This is a genomic window from Variovorax sp. N23, assembly GCF_025486315.1.
Lineage (GTDB): Bacteria > Pseudomonadota > Gammaproteobacteria > Burkholderiales > Burkholderiaceae_C > Variovorax.
The window spans coordinates 1-18281 of the sequence record NZ_JAOOPY010000014.1 but is presented as its reverse complement, the minus strand read 5'-3'; the positions used below and the strand labels follow the sequence as shown (position 1 = coordinate 18281).

14 protein-coding genes, 1 other RNA gene and 1 pseudogene are annotated in these 18281 nt (G+C 68.4%); 8 read left to right on the top strand and 8 right to left on the bottom strand.

The features are described 5' to 3' along the window. The first annotated feature begins 33 nt into the window (after positions 1–33). The 5 genes from pyrC to N8A90_RS19195 all read left to right on the top strand — a co-directional run bounded on the left by pyrC (position 34) and on the right by N8A90_RS19195 (position 4731). The gene (gene pyrC, locus N8A90_RS19215; protein WP_262076621.1) at positions 34–1074 is read left to right on the top strand and encodes a dihydroorotase; all 1041 of its coding nucleotides are present in this window, start codon (positions 34–36) and stop codon (positions 1072–1074) included. Beyond that, on the top strand, positions 1071–1931 hold the full coding sequence (locus N8A90_RS19210; protein ID WP_262076620.1) for an NYN domain-containing protein: 861 nt from the start codon (positions 1071–1073) through the stop codon (positions 1929–1931). The genes pyrC and N8A90_RS19210 overlap by 4 nt, the downstream gene beginning before the upstream one ends. 5 nt (positions 1932–1936) lie before the next feature. Beyond that, positions 1937–2695 carry a DUF3025 domain-containing protein gene (locus tag N8A90_RS19205; RefSeq protein ID WP_410087712.1) on the top strand — a complete coding sequence of 253 codons (759 nt, stop codon included), beginning with the start codon at positions 1937–1939 and terminating at the stop codon, positions 2693–2695. A 53-nt stretch (positions 2696–2748) separates the two neighbouring features. Then, positions 2749–3624, top strand: coding sequence for a protease HtpX (htpX, locus tag N8A90_RS19200; RefSeq protein ID WP_262076618.1), 876 nt, complete (start codon positions 2749–2751; stop codon positions 3622–3624). Between the two features lie 477 nt (positions 3625–4101). Continuing rightward, the gene (locus N8A90_RS19195; protein WP_262076617.1) at positions 4102–4731 is read left to right on the top strand and encodes an NAD(P)-dependent oxidoreductase; all 630 of its coding nucleotides are present in this window, start codon (positions 4102–4104) and stop codon (positions 4729–4731) included. Between the two features lie 41 nt (positions 4732–4772). Here N8A90_RS19195 and N8A90_RS19190 read toward each other — a convergent pair whose 3' ends face one another. Then, entirely contained in the window at positions 4773–5684 is a 912-nt protein-coding gene (locus tag N8A90_RS19190; RefSeq protein ID WP_262076616.1) for a LysR family transcriptional regulator, read from the bottom strand. A 102-nt stretch (positions 5685–5786) separates the two neighbouring features. On the opposite strand from N8A90_RS19190, the gene N8A90_RS19185 reads away from it, so the two are divergent. Then, complete coding sequence (locus tag N8A90_RS19185; RefSeq protein ID WP_262076614.1) at positions 5787–6188, top strand: hypothetical protein; 402 nt, start codon at positions 5787–5789, stop codon at positions 6186–6188. Between the two features lie 11 nt (positions 6189–6199). On the opposite strand, the gene N8A90_RS19180 is transcribed toward N8A90_RS19185, so the two are convergent. Genes N8A90_RS19180 through N8A90_RS19165 form a run of 4 tightly spaced genes read right to left on the bottom strand, consistent with a single transcriptional unit; the run spans position 6200 to position 10125 of the window. Next, positions 6200–7213: a ProQ/FINO family protein gene (locus N8A90_RS19180; RefSeq protein ID WP_262076612.1), complete on the bottom strand. Its 1014-nt coding sequence runs from the start codon at positions 7211–7213 to the stop codon at positions 6200–6202. A gap of 59 nt (positions 7214–7272) precedes the next feature. Then, on the bottom strand, positions 7273–7893 hold the full coding sequence (locus N8A90_RS19175) for a flavin reductase family protein (protein ID WP_262076611.1): 621 nt from the start codon (positions 7891–7893) through the stop codon (positions 7273–7275). A gap of 16 nt (positions 7894–7909) precedes the next feature. Then, positions 7910–8461 (bottom strand): VUT family protein, encoded by a 552-nt coding sequence (locus tag N8A90_RS19170; RefSeq protein WP_262076610.1) that lies wholly within the window; start codon positions 8459–8461, stop codon positions 7910–7912. After that, positions 8458–10125 (bottom strand): NAD(P)/FAD-dependent oxidoreductase, encoded by a 1668-nt coding sequence (locus N8A90_RS19165; RefSeq protein WP_262076609.1) that lies wholly within the window; start codon positions 10123–10125, stop codon positions 8458–8460. Before N8A90_RS19165 ends, N8A90_RS19170 begins: the two co-directional genes overlap by 4 nt. A 171-nt stretch (positions 10126–10296) precedes the next feature. Here N8A90_RS19165 and N8A90_RS19160 point away from each other — a divergent pair, with 171 nt between their 5' ends. After that, a complete protein-coding gene (locus N8A90_RS19160) occupies positions 10297–10485 on the top strand; it encodes a hypothetical protein (RefSeq protein ID WP_262076608.1) in 189 nt (62 codons plus the stop codon). Positions 10486–10504: 19 nt separating this feature from the next. Here the strand turns inward: N8A90_RS19160 and cysK are convergent, their stop codons facing one another. Beyond that, positions 10505–11434 (bottom strand): cysteine synthase A, encoded by a 930-nt coding sequence (gene cysK, locus N8A90_RS19155; RefSeq protein WP_262076607.1) that lies wholly within the window; start codon positions 11432–11434, stop codon positions 10505–10507. Positions 11435–11499: 65 nt separating this feature from the next. Between cysK and rnpB the strand changes: the two genes are divergently transcribed. Continuing rightward, positions 11500–11872, top strand: an RNA gene (gene rnpB / locus N8A90_RS19150) — RNase P RNA component class A. A 156-nt stretch (positions 11873–12028) separates the two neighbouring features. Here rnpB and N8A90_RS19145 read toward each other — a convergent pair. Then, the gene (locus tag N8A90_RS19145) at positions 12029–13042 is read right to left on the bottom strand and encodes a hemagglutinin repeat-containing protein (protein ID WP_410087711.1); all 1014 of its coding nucleotides are present in this window, start codon (positions 13040–13042) and stop codon (positions 12029–12031) included. Continuing rightward, positions 12981–18281: pseudogene (locus tag N8A90_RS19135) on the bottom strand (hypothetical protein); the annotation flags it as partial. The gene N8A90_RS19145 and the pseudogene N8A90_RS19135, both read right to left, overlap by 62 nt.

Sequence of the window (18281 nt, the reverse complement as noted above, 5' to 3'; positions counted from 1 at the left end):
AGCTGCCTGCGCCGCCAGAGGACAATGCCGGCCATGACACGTTCCGCCGACACCCTGACCCTCACCCGCCCCGACGACTGGCACCTGCACGTGCGCGATGGCGCCGCGCTCCAGGCGGTCGTGCCGCACTCGGCCCGCCAGATGGGCCGCGCGCTGATCATGCCGAACCTGCGCCCGCCCGTGACCACCGCCGAGCAGGCGCTGGCCTACCGCGAACGCATCCTGGCCGCCATGCCGGCCGAGCGCGCCTTCGAGCCCGTGATGTCGCTCTACCTCACCGACAGGCTGCCCGCCGACGAGATCGCGCGGGCCGCCGCCGCCGGCGTGAAGGCCGTCAAGCTCTACCCCGCGGGCGCCACCACCAACAGCGACGCCGGCGTGACCGACATCCGCAAGACCTACGCGACGCTCGAGGCCATGCAGAAGCACGGCCTGCTGCTGCTGGTGCACGGCGAGGTGACCGACCCGAGCGTCGACCTGTTCGACCGCGAGGCCGTCTTCATCGACCGCGTGATGATCCCACTGCGGCGCGACATGCCCGAGCTGAAGATCGTCTTCGAGCACCTGACCACGCAGGAAGGCGCCCACTACGTGCGCGACGCCGGCCCATTCACCGCCGCCACCATCACCGCGCACCACCTGCTCTACAACCGCAACGCGCTCTTCACCGGCGGCATCCGGCCGCACTACTACTGCCTGCCGGTGCTCAAGCGCGAAGTGCATCGCCTGGCGCTGGTCGCTGCCGCCACCAGCGGCAGCGACCGCTTCTTCCTCGGCACCGACAGCGCGCCGCATGCCGCGCACCTGAAGGAACATGCCTTCGGCTGCGCCGGCTGCTACACCGCGCTGACCGCCATCGAGCTCTACGCCCAGGCCTTCGACAATGCGGGCGCGCTCGACAAGCTCGAAGGCTTCGCCAGCTTCCATGGGGCCGACTTCTACGGCCTGCCGCGCAACACCGACACCATTACGCTCCAGCGCGAAAGCTGGACCGTGCCGGAGACCCTGCCCTATGGCGACGCGATGCTCAAGCCGCTGGGTGGCGGCGAGACACTCAACTGGAAACTGCAATGAACACCACACCCAAGGTCATGCTCCTGATCGACGCCGACAACGTCTCGGCCGATGTCATCGAGCAGGCCGTGCAACGCACGCTGACCGAGCACGGCGCCGTCCACCTGCGCCGCGCCTATGGCAATGCCGAGACCGCGCTGAAGCACCAGGGCCTGTTCAAGCGGCTGTCGGTGCGGCCGATGGTCAACCTCTCGGCCGGCAAGAACAGCACCGACATCGCGCTGGCCGTCGACGCCATGGCGCTGGCGATCACCGAACGGCCCGACGTGGTGGTGCTGGTGTCGTCCGACTCGGACTTCGCGCCGCTGGTGATCCGCCTGCGCGAGACCGGCTGCCGCGTCTGTGGCATCGGCCAGCAGGGCAAGACCGGCGACGAGACGATGGCGGTGTACGACGAATTCATCGACCTCGAGCACCACGGTGCGCGCAGCACCGCATCGCGCGCGCCTGCACCGGCACCTGCGCCGGCCCGCAAGACCGCTGCGGCACCGGCGCCGGCTGCGGCCGCCAGGACGGCGCGCGCCAAGGCCGCGCCCGCGAAGAAGACCGCCGCCGCGCCGGCGGCCAAGAAGGTGGCCCGCAAGACGACCAAGGCCGCCAAGGCGCCGGCGCTGCCAACGCCCCCCACGCCGCGCACACCGGTGGTGTCGGACGCCGCCGAGTTCATCCTGCAGGCCGTGCCCAGCCTGCGCAAGGGCGGCGACGTCGCCCTCAACGACGCGGCCCAGGCCCTGCGTGCCGCCGGCCTGCTCGGCAAGCACGGCAGCTCGCTCAAGCTGTTCGACAAGCTGACCGACGAGTTCGCCGTGCTGCAGCAGCCCGACCGCATCCGCTGGCTGGGTGCCTCTGCCGCTTGAACGGCGTGCGGGTCGACTGGGCGCGCCCGTGGCTGGCGCACTGCCGGGCCATCGGTGCGTGCGCTGAACAGGCCGCGCAGCAGCACTCGGCCGCCGCCGCCTTGGCGTCGGCCACTGCATCGTCGTCGATGCGCTTCGTGCCGCACGAGGCATTGCCGCCCGGCGAAGCCTACGAGGCGCACATCTTCCGCACCGGCGACGTGCCGACCCGCGACAACCTGCACGACTTCTTCAACGGCCTGGCCTGGCTGCACTTCCCGCAGGCCAAGCGCCGCCTCAATGAACTGCAGGCCGCCGAGATCGCCCGGTGCGGCATCGGCGCCCGCCGTGGGCCGCTGCGCGACGCGCTGACGCTGTTCGACGAGAACGGCGCGGTGCTCGATGCGCCGCCCGCGCTGTGGGACGCACTGGTCGCGCGCGACTGGCAGCGCCTGTTCATCACCGAGCGCGCGCGCTGGGCCGAGGCGCGCCTGCTGCTTTTTGGTCATGCGCTGCTCGAAAAGCTGACCGTGCCGCGCAAAGGCCTGACGGCGCATGTGCTCTTCGCCCCCGGCGCGCGCCGGTCGATCTACCCTCGCGACGAAAGCCTCGCCGAGGCGCTCTCGGCGGTGCACCTGGCCACCAAGCCTTTCGTGCCCCTGCCGGTGCTTGGCGTGCCTGGTTGGTGGCCCGAGAACGCGAATCTTTGCTTCTATGATGACCTCGACGTTTTCCGTCCGCCCAGGCTTTCGAGGCCCGGCCCGATGCCCTCGGACCCGGCTTGAAGCGCGGTGCGACGCCCCCAATTGATCTGCAGTTTCCCCACGGAGAAATCAACTTGAAACGCATTCTTCTGTTCGTCCTGACCAACGTGATGGTGGTCGCCGTGCTGGGCGTGGTCGCCAGCCTGCTCGGCGTGAACCGCTTCCTGACGGCCAACGGGCTCAACCTCACGGCGCTGCTGGGCTTCGCGCTCGTCATGGGCTTTGGTGGCGCGATCATCTCGCTGCTCATCAGCAAGCCGATGGCCAAGTGGACCGCCGGCCTGCGCATGATCGATGCGCCCCAGTCGCCCGACGAGGCCTGGATCGTCGGCACCGTGCGCAAGTTCGCCGACAAGGCCGGCATCGGCATGCCCGAGGTCGGCATCTTCGAGGGCGAGCCCAACGCCTTCGCCACCGGTGCGTTCAAGAATTCCTCGTTGGTCGCGGTGTCCACAGGCCTGCTGCAGAACATGACGCGCGAGGAGGTCGAGGCCGTGATCGGCCACGAGGTCGCGCACATCGCCAACGGCGACATGGTCACCATGACGCTGATCCAGGGCGTGATGAACACCTTCGTCGTGTTCCTGTCGCGCGTGATCGGCTATGCGGTCGATTCCTTCCTGCGCCGCGGCGACGACCGCAGCAGCGGTCCGGGCATCGGCTACATGGTCACCACCGTCGTGCTCGACATCGTGCTGGGCTTCGCCGCGGCGATCGTCGTGGCCTGGTTCTCGCGCCATCGCGAATTCCGCGCCGACGCCGGCGCCGCGCAGCTCATGGGCCGCAAGCAGCCGATGATGAACGCGCTGGCCCGCCTGGGCGGCCTGCCGGCCGGCGAGCTGCCGAAGGCGGTCGAGGCGATGGGCATCACCGGCGCGATGGGCAAGCTCTTCGCGACGCACCCGCCGATCGAAGAGCGCATCGCCGCGCTGCGGAACGCGCAGGGCTGAGTCATTGGGGCGGTCATGCCGTCCTTCCCAACGAAAAAGCCGGTGCAATGCGCCGGCTTTTTCGTTTCACCACGACTCCAGCACCGAACTTGGCTGGACTACGCTGAAGCCTGACACAACAGGCTCATCAACAACGTGGCCGAGTCCGACATGTCTGTGCTTTCCGAAACTTGACCCGGGGACGTCGTTGGCCGCCGCCATGTCGCCATGGACCGATCTCACGCTTTCTGGTGAGACCATGCAAGGTGGGCGGTGCGACGTGCATGTGGGAGAGGATGGTGCATGTTTTCCAGTCCAACTTCGCGCTGTTGCGTGCCGGCAAGGCGTCGCTGGAAGCCATCTCCGAGTTCCTCGAATATCAGCTTCGGGGCTCGGCCATCACATCTTCCACCTAGACTGATCATTCTGGCCATGGCGATCCACGAGTCGAACCGGAATGGGATCGAGCAATATTCAACCGAAGCAAGAGGTTTCCACATGAAGGTACTGCTCTTGGGTGCGACCGGCGGCACGGGTCGCGAGATCGTCAAGCGAGCCACCGCGAAGGGGCATTCGGTCGTGGCGGTGGTTCGATCGATTGCCAAGGCGGGCGACCTGGCCGGCGCGACACTTGTCGAAGGAGATGCTCGCGACGAGGCTGTGCTCGCTCGGGCACTTGAAGGCTGCACGGGCGTCATCAGCTCGATCGGCACCTCGGTGAGCCCTTTCAAGGAAGTCACGCTTCTGTCGACCGTGACCAGAAGCCTCGTCAAGGCGATGGCCCAGAAAGGCGTTCGACGCCTGGTCTGCATCACCGGCCTGGGCGCCGGCGACAGCCGGGGGCACGGCGGCTTCGTCTTCGACAACATCATCATGCCGCTGCTCTTGCGCAAGGTGTACGACGACAAGAACAGGCAAGAAGATTTGGTGCGAGCTAGCGGGCTGGACTGGGTGCCCGTTCGCCCGGTGGTTCTCAACGACAAGGGCGGCACCGGCAAGGTGCGAGCAGCCACCGACCTGTCGGGCATCCACGGAGGATCGATTGCGCGAGCCGACGTCGCGCAGTTTGTGGTGGATCAGCTGACCGAAGACCGTTGGCTTCACCACGCGCCCCTGATCAGGGGATAGCGCGCGCTATCGCGTGCGAATCAGCGTTCATGCTTCCCCGCTCATCCGTGACTCAGCAAGTCACGATGAGCGTCCTCACCGAAATAGTCGCAGACGAAGGTGACGAACGCGCTGACCTTGGGGCTCACCAGTCGGTGCGACGCATGCAGCACCCAGACTTCGGTCACCGGCGCGGTCGACAAGCCCCAACTCACCAGCCGGCCTGACGCGAGTGCGTCGACCGCGATCGTGCGCGGGATCATGGCGGCCCCCGCGCCGCCCAGAACGGCGTCGCGTACCGACAGCGGCGACGCCAGGCGCAGCACCGCCTGCGGATGGAACACCTGCGCCAGGCCGGTCTTCTCGTCGATGACGTGCCATGTCTCGTCACGCAATGCTCCGGTGCGCATGACCGCGGGAAAACGGTCTGGCCGATCCGGTGGAGCGTCGAGCGGGGGCCGCGGCAAGCCGGGCGGCGCGACCAGCATCAGCTGATTGCGCAGAAAGCATCGGCCCACGAGTTCGCTGTCCGGACGCGGGTTCACGCGGATGACGACGTCGACTTCGTCGGCAACGAGATCGACGAACCGGTCGTCGGTGGCGACTTCCAGCAGCACCTCCGGATACGCGGCCAGGAACGCGGCCGCCAGCGCACCCAGGCTGGTCTGCGCGAACAACAGGGGCACGCTGACGCGCAGGCGGCCACTCGGTCGACCCAGCCCGGCCTTGACGTCCTGCAGGGCCTCTGTGATCTCGCCCAAGTGAGAGCCGGTGCGCGTGTGCAGGGCGACGCCTTCGTCCGTCAGGCGCAGCGTGCGCGAGCCCCGCTCGATCAGCCGCACCCCGAGGCTCTTCTCGAGATCTCGAACGCGACGCGACAGCGTCGCCTTCGGCTGGCCGCTCGCGCGGCTGGCGCGGCCGAAACCGCCGTGGGTGGCGACGAGATGGAAATCGGCGAGGGCATGAAGGTCCATGGCTGTTCCGAAAATGAGACGATCCGTCCAGATACTGGAGTCTATGCGCCGGAATAGAGACGACCTAATCTTCAGTCATGTTCAACCCACCAGGAGATCGTCATGACCTCGCCCACTGAGCCCAAGCGCGTGCTGTTCATCGGCCAACAGCCCGAGACCGTCGATTTTTCGGATCCGGCGCTGCCGCCCGGCTTCGACGCCGCGAAGATCCATGCGGGCATCGCCATCGGCATGCAGCAGATGGCCGATCGCGGCTGGGCCGCCGAGCTGTGCCTGGTGCCGCCCGACGCCTCGGCGACCGAGATGGTGACGAAGCAGCTCGCCGGCAATGCCTACGATGGTGTCGTGATCGGCGGCGGCATCCGCATGCCGCCGAAGAGCCTGCTGCTCTTCGAGCGCTTGGTGAACGCCGTGCACCGGGCCGCCCCTTCCGCTGCCATCGCCTTCAACACGACGCCGCAGGACACGGGGGACGCGGCAGCGCGATGGCTCGGGAACGACTGAAGACGGCGCGCCTACGAGGCGTCCGGCTTCGCGTCGTCCGCGACGTCGTCGGCCGGTGGCGGTTCGGGCACGTCGATGCTCGCGTCGGGGATGGTGGCCAGCGCGGCCTCGGCGGTGCGCTTCTCGTCGTCCGCCTTGTCGCGCCGCACCCGGTTGAGCGTGCGCGCGACCTCCTTCGGGTCCATGCCGTACATGTCGGCGAACTCGGCCTCGGTCTTGCCGCTGGCCTCGAAGGCGCGCATCAGCGCTTCGCGCTTGGCGGCCTGGCGCGCCAGCTCGGCCAGTGCGTCGTCCAGGGCAGCGTTCGACGCATCGTCGCGTGCCCGCACGCGCTCGGCATAGGCCTCGCGCCCGACGCCCGAGGCTTCGATCGTCGCGATGATGCGCTCGCGCAGCTGGCCGCTCAGGTCGTCCTTCGTGCGGCCCTGGCGGCGGCGAAACACCTCGAGGATCGCGTGGTGGATGTGCTCGGGCGCCACCGGTTCGACCGGGTTGCCCTGCAGGTCATGGCGCGGATGGCCGGCGGCCACGCATTCGAGGTAGCGCGTCGAGCGGGCATGCAGGCCCATCGCGAGCTTGAGGTCTTCGGCCTTGAACTCGTCGCCGTGGGCGGCGAGCAGTTCCTGGTAGATGCCCAGCTTGAGCGGGCGGAAGCGCGCGCCGAAGAGCTGCGGGTACAGCTCGAACAACCGTTCGAGCACCGGGTGCACCTTGCGCGGCGCGGGCGCGCCGTTCTTGCGGGCGGGCTGGCCGGCCGGCTGTTGCGCCCTTGGTGCTTTCTGCGCCTTCTGCTCGGCGGGTGCCGCGCCTTCTTCGACGGCCGGGCGTTCGCCCTTGCCGCCACGGCGGCCGCGGCCACCGCGCGAGCGCTTGCGGGCGGGCGCGCCGGTCGATGGGGTGTCGGACGACGGCAGATCGGTCGACGGCATGTCGGCGACGGACGCGACAGGTGCGGTCGGTGCAGATGCCATCGCTGCAGGTGCGTCGCTCGTCGGCGCGGTGGTGTTGTCGGGAGCTTCGGTCATCGATTCGGTTCGTGTGGGGCCGCGCGCAACGCGCAGCGTGAAGGGCGATGGCGCCGCGCTCAGCGCGGACGGAACATCTTGAAGAGATTGTCGGGGGTGACGGTGAAGTAGTCGGCCGGGCCGCCACCGCGCAGGATGGGCTCGGCCGCCGCGGTGTCGTAGATGCCGTCGTTCAGCAGACGGCGCGCGATGTGCACGCCCACCACCTCGCCCAGCACCAGCCAGGTGTCGACCGGCGTGCCGTCGACGCCTTCGAGCCGCACGATCTGCGTCAGCTTGCACTCGAAAGACACCGGGCTCTCGGCCACGCGCGGCACCGCGATGCCGCGCGACGCCACCGGCGTCAGGCCGGCCAGCGCGAATTCGTCGACGTCCGGCGGCACCGCCGCGCAGGACGCGTTCATCCGCTCCGCCAGTGGCCGCGTCGCCAGGTTCCACCCGAACTCGCGCGTCTCGCGGATGTTGCGCAGGCTGTCCTTGGCACCGATGCTGGCGAAGCCGACGATCGGCGGCGTGTAGTTGAAGGCGTTGAAGAAGCTGTAGGGCGCGAGGTTGCGTACGCCCGACGCGCTCTGCGACGAGATCCAGCCGATGGGGCGCGGCCCCACCATCGCATTGAACGGATCGTGCGGCAGGCCGTGGCCCTTGGCGGGTTCGTAGAAGTGGAAGTCGTCGGTCATGGTGGCGCTTTCGAGGTCAGCGGGCGGCAGCCGGTGGCGCGCCGAGCGCGCGGCCGATCAGCAGCCGGAAGGGCAGCAGCATCAGCACGCCCACGGCCAGCTTCACGCCCAGGTCGCCCAGCGCCCAGGTCAGCCATGGCCCGTCGGTGCCGCCGAAGGCGATGCCCCAGAACACCAGGCTGTCGAGCACCGCCGCGATCAGCGTCGCGACCAGGGGCGCACGCCACCAGGTGCCACGGCGCAGACGGTCGAACACGCCGATGTCGAGCAGCTGCGACGCGATGAAGGCCAGCCCCGACGCGAGCGCGATGCGCACCGGCGCCAGCAGCAGCGATGCCGCCACCGCGACGGCGAAACCGACATACGCCACGCGGCGCGCCGGCGGCGGGCCGAAGCGCCGGTTGACCAGGTCGCTCACCAGGAAGGCCACCGGGTAGCTGAAGGCGCCCCAGGTGAGCCAGTCGTTGATGGGGAACTGCACGAGGATGTTCGACGCGAGCACGACGAGCGCCATCGCGAGCGCGGCGCCGGCGAACTGCAGCGGCGTGGGCGAGGGGTAGCGCGTCATGCGGCAACCGGCTGGCCTTCGGCCTCGTGCAGCACGGCGCGCGCCACCGCCTCGGCCACCTTGATGCCGTCCACGCCGGCCGACAGGATGCCGCCCGCGTAGCTCGCGCCTTCGCCGGCCGGGAAGAGGCCGCGCGTGTTGAGGCTCTGGAAGTCCTCGCCGCGCGTGATCCTGATCGGCGACGAGGTGCGCGTTTCGACGCCGGTCAGCACCGCGTCGGGCGTGTCGAAGCCCTTGATCTTGCGGCCGAAGGCGGGGAAGGCCTCGCGCATCGCTTCGATCGCGTAGGCGGGCAGGGCCAGGTGCAGGTCGGTCGGTGTCACGCCGGGCTTGTACGAGGGCACGATGCTGCGCAATTCGGTCGACGGCATACCAGCGATGAAGTCGCCCACCAGCTGGCCCGGCGCGCGGTAGTCGCTGCCGCCGAGCACGAAGGCGTTGGATTCGAGCTGGCGTTGCAGCACCATGCCGGCCAGGGGCGAACCCGTCTTGCCGTCTTCCCATCCCGGATAGTCGGCGGCGTCGATGCCCACGACGATGCCCGCGTTGGCATTGCGCTCGTTGCGCGAATATTGGCTCATGCCGTTCGTCACGACGCGGCCCGGCTCGCTGGTGGCCGCGACCACCGTCCCGCCGGGGCACATGCAGAAGCTGTAGACCGAGCGCCCATTGCTCGCGTGATGCACCAGCTTGTAGTCGGCCGCGCCCAGCAGCGGGTGGCCCGCATGGCGGCCCCAGCGCGCACGGTCGATCAGGCCCTGCGGGTGCTCCACCCGGAAGCCGATGGAGAAGGGCTTGGCCTCGATGTGCACGCCGCGCGCGTGCAGCATCTCGAAGGTGTCGCGCGAACTGTGGCCCAGCGCCAGGACGACGTGGTCGCAGCGCAGCTCGCTCGACGTGCCGCTGCGCTGGTCGAGCACGGTCAGGCCCCGCAGATGACCCGCTTCGATGTGCACGTCGGTCACGCGCTGCTCGAAGCGAATCTCGCCGCCCAGCGCCACGATCTGTTCGCGGATGTTCTCCACCACCTTCACCAGCTTGAAGGTGCCGATGTGCGGATGCGCGACGTAGAGGATCTCGGCCGGCGCGCCGGCCTTGACGAACTCTTCCATCACCTTGCGGCCGAGGAAGCGCGGGTCCTTGATCTGGCTGTAGAGCTTGCCGTCGGAGAAGGTGCCGGCACCGCCTTCGCCGAACTGCACGTTCGATTCGGGGTCGAGCACGCCCTTGCGCCACAGGCCCCAGGTGTCGCGGGTGCGCTGGCGCACCGTCTTGCCGCGCTCCAGCACGATCGGCTTGAAGCCCATCTTGGCGAGCATCAGCGCCGCGAAGATGCCGCAGGGCCCGAAGCCGACGACGACCGGACGGATCGGCAGATCGGCCGGCGCCTGGGCGGGTGGGTGGTACGACATGTCGGGCGTGATCGTCACGCGTGGATTGCCCGCCAGCCTGGCCAGCAGCGTCGGCTCCAGCGACGGATCGGCCAGCGTCACGTCGACGATGAAGACCTGCAGCAGGTCGACCTTGCGCGCATCGAAGCTGCGCTTGTGGACGTGGATGTCCGCGATGGCGTCGGCATCGACGCCGAGCAGGCCCTGCACCGCGCGCGGCAGCGCGTCGGAGGGCGGGTCCAGGGGAAGCTTGATTTCGGAGAGGCGGAGCATGGCGTGCGGCCCGTGATGATCGGGCAGGTGGCGGGACCGGAGGCCGGTATTGTAGGGAGGCCGCCGTTCCGGCGCCGCGCGGGGCCGAAAGTCCGCCGGGAAACTACGGGTGCATCGCGCGTCCCACGGGCCTATCTTGGGTGCGTCGAACGATCACTGCAGGAGACACCCATGCTCATCGTCACGAAAGCGTTGGTCGTCAGCGGCGTCGCCGCCCTCGCCATGAGCGGAACGCCCTTGCCGGACAGCACGCGCGAGGGCGCGGCCGCCGCACCGGCCCCCGGCATTGCCGCCAGCCCCGCGGCCTTGTATTGCCCGGGGAACTGCAACCTCTGGGGCATGCTCGGGTCGCGCCACTGACCGTGACCAGAGCGAGCGCTCAAGCCGGCAGGAAACCTTCGACCGACAGGTAGCGCTCGCCCGTGTCGTAGTTGAAGCCCAGCACCACCGCGTCGTCGGCCAGCTCGGGCAGCTTCTGCGCGATGGCGGCCAGCGTGGCGCCGGACGAGATGCCGACCAACATGCCTTCTTCGCGGGCCGAGCGGCGCGCCATCTCGCGCGCCGGGTCGGCGTCGACCTGGATCACGCCGTCGAGCAACGCCATGTCGAGAATCTTCGGCACGAAGCCCGCACCGATGCCCTGGATGGGGTGCGGCGAGGGCGCACCACCCGACAGCACCGGCGACGCGACCGGCTCGACCGCGTAGACCTTCAGCGCCGGCCACCTCGCTTTCAGCACCTTCGCCACGCCCGTGATGTGGCCACCGGTGCCCACGCCCGTGATGATCGCGTCGAGGCCGTCGGGGAAGTCGGCCGCGATCTCCTCGGCCGTGGTGCGCACATGCACTGCCACGTTGGCCGGGTTGTTGAACTGCTGCGGCATCCAGCTGTTGGGTGTGCTCGCGACCAGCTCTTCGGCGCGGGCGATCGACGCCTTCATGCCGCCGGCGCGCGGTGTCAGGTCGAAGCTGGCGCCGTAGGCCAGCATCAGGCGGCGGCGCTCGACGGACATCGAGTCGGGCATCACCAGCACCAGCTTGTAGCCCTTGACGGCTGCGACCATCGCCAGCCCGATGCCGGTGTTGCCAGAGGTCGGTTCGATGATGGTGCCGCCCGGCTTGAGCGCGCCGGAGCGCTCGGCGTCTTCGACCATCGCGAGCGCGATGCGGTCCTTGATCGAGCCGCCGGGGTTCGCGCGCTCGGACTTGATCCACACCTGCTGCGTGCCCTTGGCCGTGCCGGCGAAAAGCTTCTGGATGCGGATGTGCGGCGTGCGGCCAATGGTCTCGAGAATGTTCTGGGCTTTCATGATTTCGGTCTCCTGGTGTGGACGAAAACGGGAAGGGGGCATTGTCGCGAGATAATCCGTCCTGTGAAGCACGCCAGACCGCCGCTGGTGCAAGCCCGAAAGGGACGCTCTGCCTTCGGGCATCGTGTCGAAAGACCGCACTGGAGGAACGTCCGGACTGCACAGGACAGCGCAGGAGTTAACGACTCTCCACCGTGAGGTGAGGATCAGAGCAACAGAGACGAGTCGGTGAAGGGGCAACCCCGATCCGGGTGAAACGGGCAATCTCTGCGCGCAGCAACACCAAATAGGCCAGCGTTGACGTGGTTCCGCGGAGCTGGCGGGTAGGTGGCATCGAGCCGTCCGGGCGACCGGCGGCCCAGAGTAATGGCGGTCACGCCGGCATCGTCGCAAGACGGAGCCGGTGCACAGAATCCGGCTTATCGGCGGGCTTCACACTTTTTTCCAGGTCGCGGGCACGCGTGTGCTGCAGGCGCTCCAGGGCGAAGCCGTTCTGTGGCTCTGCCGCATAGCCCGCGTAGCGCTAGAACAGATAAGCGCCCATTCGGCTCCCACGGCTTTACCAATGTCGTCATCGGCCCGTGCCGCCGATTGCTACATCATCCCCGCTCCACGCGATAGTGTGGGTGTTCCTTGCGCGGGGCCAGCCGGCGAAGTGCAGCGCGGATCGTTTTCCTCGGGCGGGTCGTCGAACTTTGAAAGCAAGATGGTCTCGCCGCTCTGGCGATCCTTCACCGTTGCGGTGCAAGACTGCTTGGTGAGAGGCCAGTTGCCCTCGTAGACGTATTTCAAGACCATCTCGTAGCTGTGGCCCGCTTCGAGCTTCGCCCAAAACGGAAATCCGCAGCTCCGATCTCGAACGCGGATCGCGAAGTCGTATTGCGCGTACCCGGCTCCAACACTCAACTCAGCGGCGCTGTTTTCCTTTTTGGAAAATCTGGCTAACTCGCCTGAATACGGCGCGGGGTTGACGACCGCGTTGTTGGCATCGCATTTCAACTCGCGTCTAGACACGCTGGAGTAGTCGTATTGGCCTGGCGCAAACGGCGCTGGGATCAGGATCGTGGCGGTTTTCGCCCCTTGGGCCAGCTTGTAGGGCGGGGCTATGTAGGGCGTGTAGCACGCCGTCAGCAGGCAGCACGGCAGAAGCGCCGCAAGTATTTTCTTTTTCATCATCACTCCTTTGATGTGTGGGGCGAAGGCGGGCGCGGCGTGGATGGCGTTGTCGGCGGTCAGGTTGACGGAGCTGTTCTGCTTGGAGACCTGGCTGCTGGTGTCCTGCAGGCTCTCGATGCTGAGGTTGCCGCCCACGTCGGCCGTGACCTTCGGTGCATCGATGACGGCGCCCTTGAGGGTCAGGTCCCGCCACTCGTCACGTTCACCGCCTTGCCGCCGCTCACATGCGTGTTGTTGGTGCCGACCTCGCTGCCGTCGTCCTTGCCCTTGCCCTTGCCCTGGCTCATGCCCAGTTCGATGGTGAAGCCGTTCGGCCGCCGCAGTGCTCCCAATGGCGGTAGAGTGGTGGTGACCATCAGGTCTGTGAGCATCAGTCTCGAACCCAGCGCGGCATTTGCTTGCTGATGTCGGGCGTACTGCCGTCGAGCACATAAACCGTTTCGCACACCGGGTAGCTCATTGGACACACGCGCACGCCCAACTCGATGGCGCCATCGGGGCGACGGTTGCGCAGCACGGCGCGGAAACTGCCGGATGCGCCGAAGGGATTCGGCAACTGAAATCGAAGTGAGCCATCGGCGTTGAAGATCGCGGCGTTGTTGGGGGGTGCATAGTGCATGAGCTCCCCTTGCGGGGCGTCGTCAGCCTTGAAGAGCACTAACACACCAGATCGATCGGGAAGGATGCCCACGCTGCCGCCTGCAATGCGCCCGCCCAGGTTGTTGACGTTGTCTGCGTTGATGGACACCAGCGTGCGCCCGGCGAGGGTGCCGGTGTTCAGCAGGTCGCCGGCGCCCTTGCCGTCGGCACCGCCTTTGATCACGAGGGCGTCCGCCGACAGGAGCCCGCCCGAGCCGTCGATGTCCCCCTGCTTCACGCGCACGTACACCTGGGGCACCAGCACGCGCTGGGTGCTGCCGTCGGCCAGGGTCACCTCGCGCTCGACCAGCCAGACGATGTCGCTGGTGAGTTGCGCCATCTGCGCCGCGCTCAGGCCGATGCCGGGCCGCAGGCCGTAGGCCTGCGCAAAGGTCACGCCCGCGTTCATCAGGGCGGTGTACTGGTCGGTGTCGCTGGTGAAGCCGCCCAGGTAGCGGTAGCCGGTGAGCTGGGCGATCTGCTCGCGGATGAGCTTCTGCTCGTAGAAGCCATCGCCCAGGCGCTTGAGCGTGTTGTTCGGGTCCAGGCCCAGGGCATCGAGCAGGTAGTCGCTGGACAGCCAGCCGCGGTAGCTGGCGAAGCGCGGGTCGGTCTCGATCAGGTAGTGGCCTGTCGCGCTGGTGCGGAACAGGCTGGCCGAGGGCAGCGCGGTGTCGGGCGTGCTGGTGCGCACGACGAGCGTTGCACCGGTGGCGGCGCTGCCGGCGTCGGGGGCCTTGACCGTCGATGGCACCTCGGTGAAGGTTCGGCCTCGGCCCGAGGCGGTGCCGGTGCCCGCGGCGCTGCCGTGGTCGGCGACCGACACGCCGCCAGCAGCCGGCGGCTTGTCGTGGCTGGTGGCCGTGGTGCCCGCTACGTAGCGCCAGCCTGGGAGCGCGAAGGTGGTGACGCTGTCGGCGGGGGCGTAGGCGGACTCGACGGCAGACCAGTCGGTGCCGCCATTCAGGCCGCCATGGTGCTCCCAATACCGGTAGATCGACTTGCCGTTCCGGCTGAGCACTTCCGCGCCCTGGGTCTGCTGGTTCTGCGGTGCGTGGTCGGTCGTGATCGTGCCGCCGGCCAACACCTGGCTGTCGCTGTTGATCAACTGCCCGCTGAGCGTCATGTCGCCGCCCGCGACGATCTTCGCGGGGTCGGTGTGGGCGATGACGTCGTGGCTGAGCGTCTCGGTGTAGTCGAAGTCGGTCCAGGCGCGGGCGATCTGCTGGGTGGCGTTGTCCGCGTTGACTTCGGCGTTGTAGGCGGCGATGGCGGTGGTCAGCTGCGCGAGGGCGGTGGTGTAGCTCTCGTTCCATGCGGTGTAGGCCGCTTCGTAGGCCGGGCAGGTGCCCAAGGGCGAGCACCCGAAGTCCTGCGGCATCGGCATAGGCGCCTGCGTGGGTGGGGTGACTTTGAACTCCGCGAAGCGCGCCGAGTCGCGCGGCTCGGTGGTGGTGACCGGGTCTTCGCAGCTCGCGCTGTCGCCGGAGCCTGAGCAGTTCTGCGTCGTGACGCTGGTCGGCGCGGCGATCTGACGCTGGCCGTACTTCTCCGGATGAAGCTTCAGGTAGATCCACTTGCCGTCGGGGCTGACGTAGTCGGAGGCCGGGCGCGGCTGCGTGACGCCGTCAGGAATGATCTCCTGCTTGTGGACACTCGAGACGACCTCGCGCTGCACGCTCAGGTGTTCGTTGCTGTTGCGGATGGTCGCGGCCGACAGGCGCATGTCGCCCAGCGACTCGATCGTGGCGCTGGCGTTGTGGATCAGCGCCGCCTGCCCGACGGCTTGCCGGTTGGCATCGAGCGCACCGCCGATGGCCATGTCGTTGCCGCTGAAGATCAGCGCGTGCTCCCGGTTGACGACCGTGTTCGCGCCGATGTCCAGGCGTTCGCGCGCGGCGATGGTGCCGCCCCGGGTGCCGTCGCCCTCGTTCAGCACCGACCCCGCTGCGATGGACAGGTGGTCGCCATAGATACGGCCGGTGATGTCGTTCACCAGCGCACCCGCGTTGATCTGCGTGTCGGTCCCGTCGATCAACCCACGGTTGGTCAGCGTCGCCGCAGCGGTGACGATGGTGGTGTCGCCGCGCATCGCCGCGTTCTCGGTGTTCTCGACGTTGTTGCCGCTGACGGCCAAGGTACCGCCCGCGAGCAGCTTTCCGTTGTTGGTGAGGTTCCCGCTGGAAGCATAGGTCAGGTTGCCGTTGGCACTGATCTCGCCGTTGTTCACGAGGTCCTTGGTGAAGTCGAGCGTCAAGTCCTTCCCGGAGACGACCTTGCCGTCCCCGCTGAGGGAGTCCGCCTGCACCTGCGCGGCCTGGTCGGCCACCAGCGTGCCGCCGGTGTTGGTGATCGCCAGCGTCCGCGCGCCCGGGTTCGGGTCTGCGATGCGCAGCGTGCGGCGCGCAGAGATCAGGCCGCCGGTGTTGTCGACCTGCCCACTGCTGATGATGGTGGTGTCGATGTCGGCGCGGATGGCGCCCGATGCGTTGTTCAGCGCCCCGGTGTTGATCGCGAGGTTCCGGCCCTCGATGCCCTGCTCGCTGCCTTGCGTGTTGACATTGGTCACTGTGGTGGCATTCAGCGTGGCCGTCTCCAGCGAGCGAATCAGGCTGCCGCTGTTGTCGATCGTCCCCGCATCGATGCGCAGCGCGCCGACGCTCTGCGTCTGACCGCCCCGGTTGTCGTACAGGCCGCCCTGCGTGTCGATGGTCAGCGCGGACTGGCCCAGCACGATGCCGCCGGTGCCGTTGACGACGCCGGTGGTTCTGGCGCGCAGATCGCCCTTCGACCCGATGAAGCCGCCCGTGTTGTCGAACGCACCGGCGGACAGGTCGAGGCTGCCGGCGCTGGTGATGCCGCCCTGGGCCGTTTCGTAGTTCGCCGCCTGGGTGTTCGTCAGGGCCTGGCCGTGTGTGTCGATCACCATGGCACCGCCGGACTGCAACAGGCCGGCCGTGTTGTCGATGGCGCCGGAGGCGATCGACACCGTGGTGGTGGCGGCGAGCGTGCCCTGCCGGTTGTCCAGCGCCTGCCCTCGGGTGTCGATCGACAGGCTGTCGCCGATGACCTGGCCTGCGGCGGTGTTCACGAGGTCGGCGCTGTTCGTGAAGCCGGCGTTGCGCAGCACCACGGCGCCTGCGGCCTGCAACGTTCCGCCCGTGTTGGAGGTTGTGCCCGTGGTCGCGACATGCAGGGCGCCCTCAACGGCGCGGACCGTTCCTTGCGCGTTGGCCAGGCTGCCTGCGTCGAGGCGGACGTCGCCGTTGGCAGCGATCGTGCCCCCGAGGTTCTTGACCGCACTGCCCGCGCGCGCCGCCAGGTCGCCTACGGCCGTGAGCTTGCCCCCGCTGTTGTCGATGTCGCCGGCGATCTCGATGGCGGTGGCGCCGTTGCCCGTCTGGACGATGGCACCGCCTTGGGTGTTGGACAGGTTCGCGGTGCGCAGCACGAGTTGCCCGGCGCTGATCGCACCCTTGTCGTTTCTCAGGGTCTGCGTGGCGAACGAGTTTGCCGTCGCAGTCAGGGTGCCCGATGCCACCACCGTCGCGCCGCGCGTCGTGATGTCGCCCTGCGTGGCCGACAGCGTGAGGTCGGTGGCATGCGTCTGACTGCCATCGAGGTCGATGCCCGCGCCCTGGAGCACGGCGCTGCCGCCGGCCAGGTTGCTGCCGTGCGCAGAAAGGGTCTGCGTGGTCGTGACCGTCAGGTCGCCCGTGGGGCCAAGTGTCCCGTCGGAATGGACACCAGCGCCGAGCACGCCCTTGGCCGTGCTGTCGACACGCGCGGCAGTGACCGACGCATGCCGGCCTGCCGTGATGCTGCCCTCATTGAGCAAGGTGCCTGCCACCGCCAGGTTCAGATCGTTGCCGGCACGCACAGTGCCCGCGCTGGAGTTGTCCAGGCTGGCGGCCCGAACCGACAGGTCGGCATCGCTGACCAGCGAGCCGGCCTGGTTGCTCACGCTGCCCGTGGTATCGATGGTGATCCGCCCGGCCTGCAAGGTGCCGCCACTGTTGTCGAAGCTCCCCACGCTCGCGCTGAAGTCGCGGCTGACGTTCAGCGTGCCGCCCGCGTTGCTGAAGCGATCGCCTGTGACGGCCATCGTGCCCACGCTCAATGAGCCGCCGGTGTTGTCGATGCGCGGCGTGTTCAGCGCGATCTCGCCGCCTGCGTAGATGTGGCCACCGTCGTTGAGCACGCTGCCGGTCGCCGCGATCGCACCCGAGCCGGCGGCTGCCGCTGGCTGCAGCGGAGTTGCCTCGGTGATGCCCGCTGTTGTCGTTGCCGTGCCTGCCGCGCTGGCCGTGGTGCCGGTCGTCGGCGTGGTGCCGGTATTCGTTCCCGTTGCACCGGCGTCGGTGCTTGGCGTGCCCGATGCCGCATCCGCCGCCACCGGCTCAGCCCCGATGAAGCCCCCCTGGGTATTGCTCAACACCGGCGCGGTGACACTGATCTCCCGCGTCCCCGCCTGCCGGATCGTCCCGCCCCGGTTGTCGATGTCGCTCGCACTGCGCAGCTCGACCTTCGCACCTTCGAGCGTGCCGGTGTTCTCCAGCCGCCCCGCCGCCGTCACGACGAGTCCGCCGGCCCCCGCACCGATGTGCCCGGCGTTCCTCACGCCCACCCCCGCCTCGGTCCCCACCAGCGTGATCTTGCCGGCGTACATGCCGCCCAGTGCCGCCACGTCCAGCGCAAAGCTCGGTGCCGCGCCGTTGCCGGCTGTCGGATTTACTTGGCTGCTGTCCGCGCTGACCTGGTTCGCTCCAGTCACCACCTTCAGCTCGTTCGCCCAGAGGCCCGCATTGACCTGCACCGCCCGCGCGAGGATGGCCGCGTAGTCGGTCTTGGCCGCGTCCAGCCCCGCACCCTCGATGCGCACATTGCCGCCGCGCACGACGAAGCTGTCGAGCCCGCCCTGGGCGTTGAACTGCGGCGTGCCGGTGGTCAGCGTGGCACGGTTCACGTTGATGAAGCCGCCGCCATCGACCTGGATGCCCGCCGGGTTGGCGATGATCACCTCGGTGCGCGG

Coding starts and splice junctions, on each gene's coding strand:
- pyrC (WP_262076621.1), top strand. CDS start 34: ATGACACGTTCCGCCGACACCCTGACCCTCACCCGCCCCGACGACTGG.
- N8A90_RS19210 (WP_262076620.1), top strand. CDS start 1,071: ATGAACACCACACCCAAGGTCATGCTCCTGATCGACGCCGACAACGTC.
- N8A90_RS19195 (WP_262076617.1), top strand. CDS start 4,102: ATGAAGGTACTGCTCTTGGGTGCGACCGGCGGCACGGGTCGCGAGATC.
- N8A90_RS19190 (WP_262076616.1), bottom strand. CDS start 5,684: ATGGACCTTCATGCCCTCGCCGATTTCCATCTCGTCGCCACCCACGGC.
- N8A90_RS19185 (WP_262076614.1), top strand. CDS start 5,787: ATGACCTCGCCCACTGAGCCCAAGCGCGTGCTGTTCATCGGCCAACAG.
- N8A90_RS19180 (WP_262076612.1), bottom strand. CDS start 7,213: ATGACCGAAGCTCCCGACAACACCACCGCGCCGACGAGCGACGCACCT.
- N8A90_RS19175 (WP_262076611.1), bottom strand. CDS start 7,893: ATGACCGACGACTTCCACTTCTACGAACCCGCCAAGGGCCACGGCCTG.
- N8A90_RS19170 (WP_262076610.1), bottom strand. CDS start 8,461: ATGACGCGCTACCCCTCGCCCACGCCGCTGCAGTTCGCCGGCGCCGCG.
- N8A90_RS19165 (WP_262076609.1), bottom strand. CDS start 10,125: ATGCTCCGCCTCTCCGAAATCAAGCTTCCCCTGGACCCGCCCTCCGAC.
- N8A90_RS19160 (WP_262076608.1), top strand. CDS start 10,297: ATGCTCATCGTCACGAAAGCGTTGGTCGTCAGCGGCGTCGCCGCCCTC.
- cysK (WP_262076607.1), bottom strand. CDS start 11,434: ATGAAAGCCCAGAACATTCTCGAGACCATTGGCCGCACGCCGCACATC.
- N8A90_RS19145 (WP_410087711.1), bottom strand. CDS start 13,042: ATGTGCTCGACGGCAGTACGCCCGACATCAGCAAGCAAATGCCGCGCT.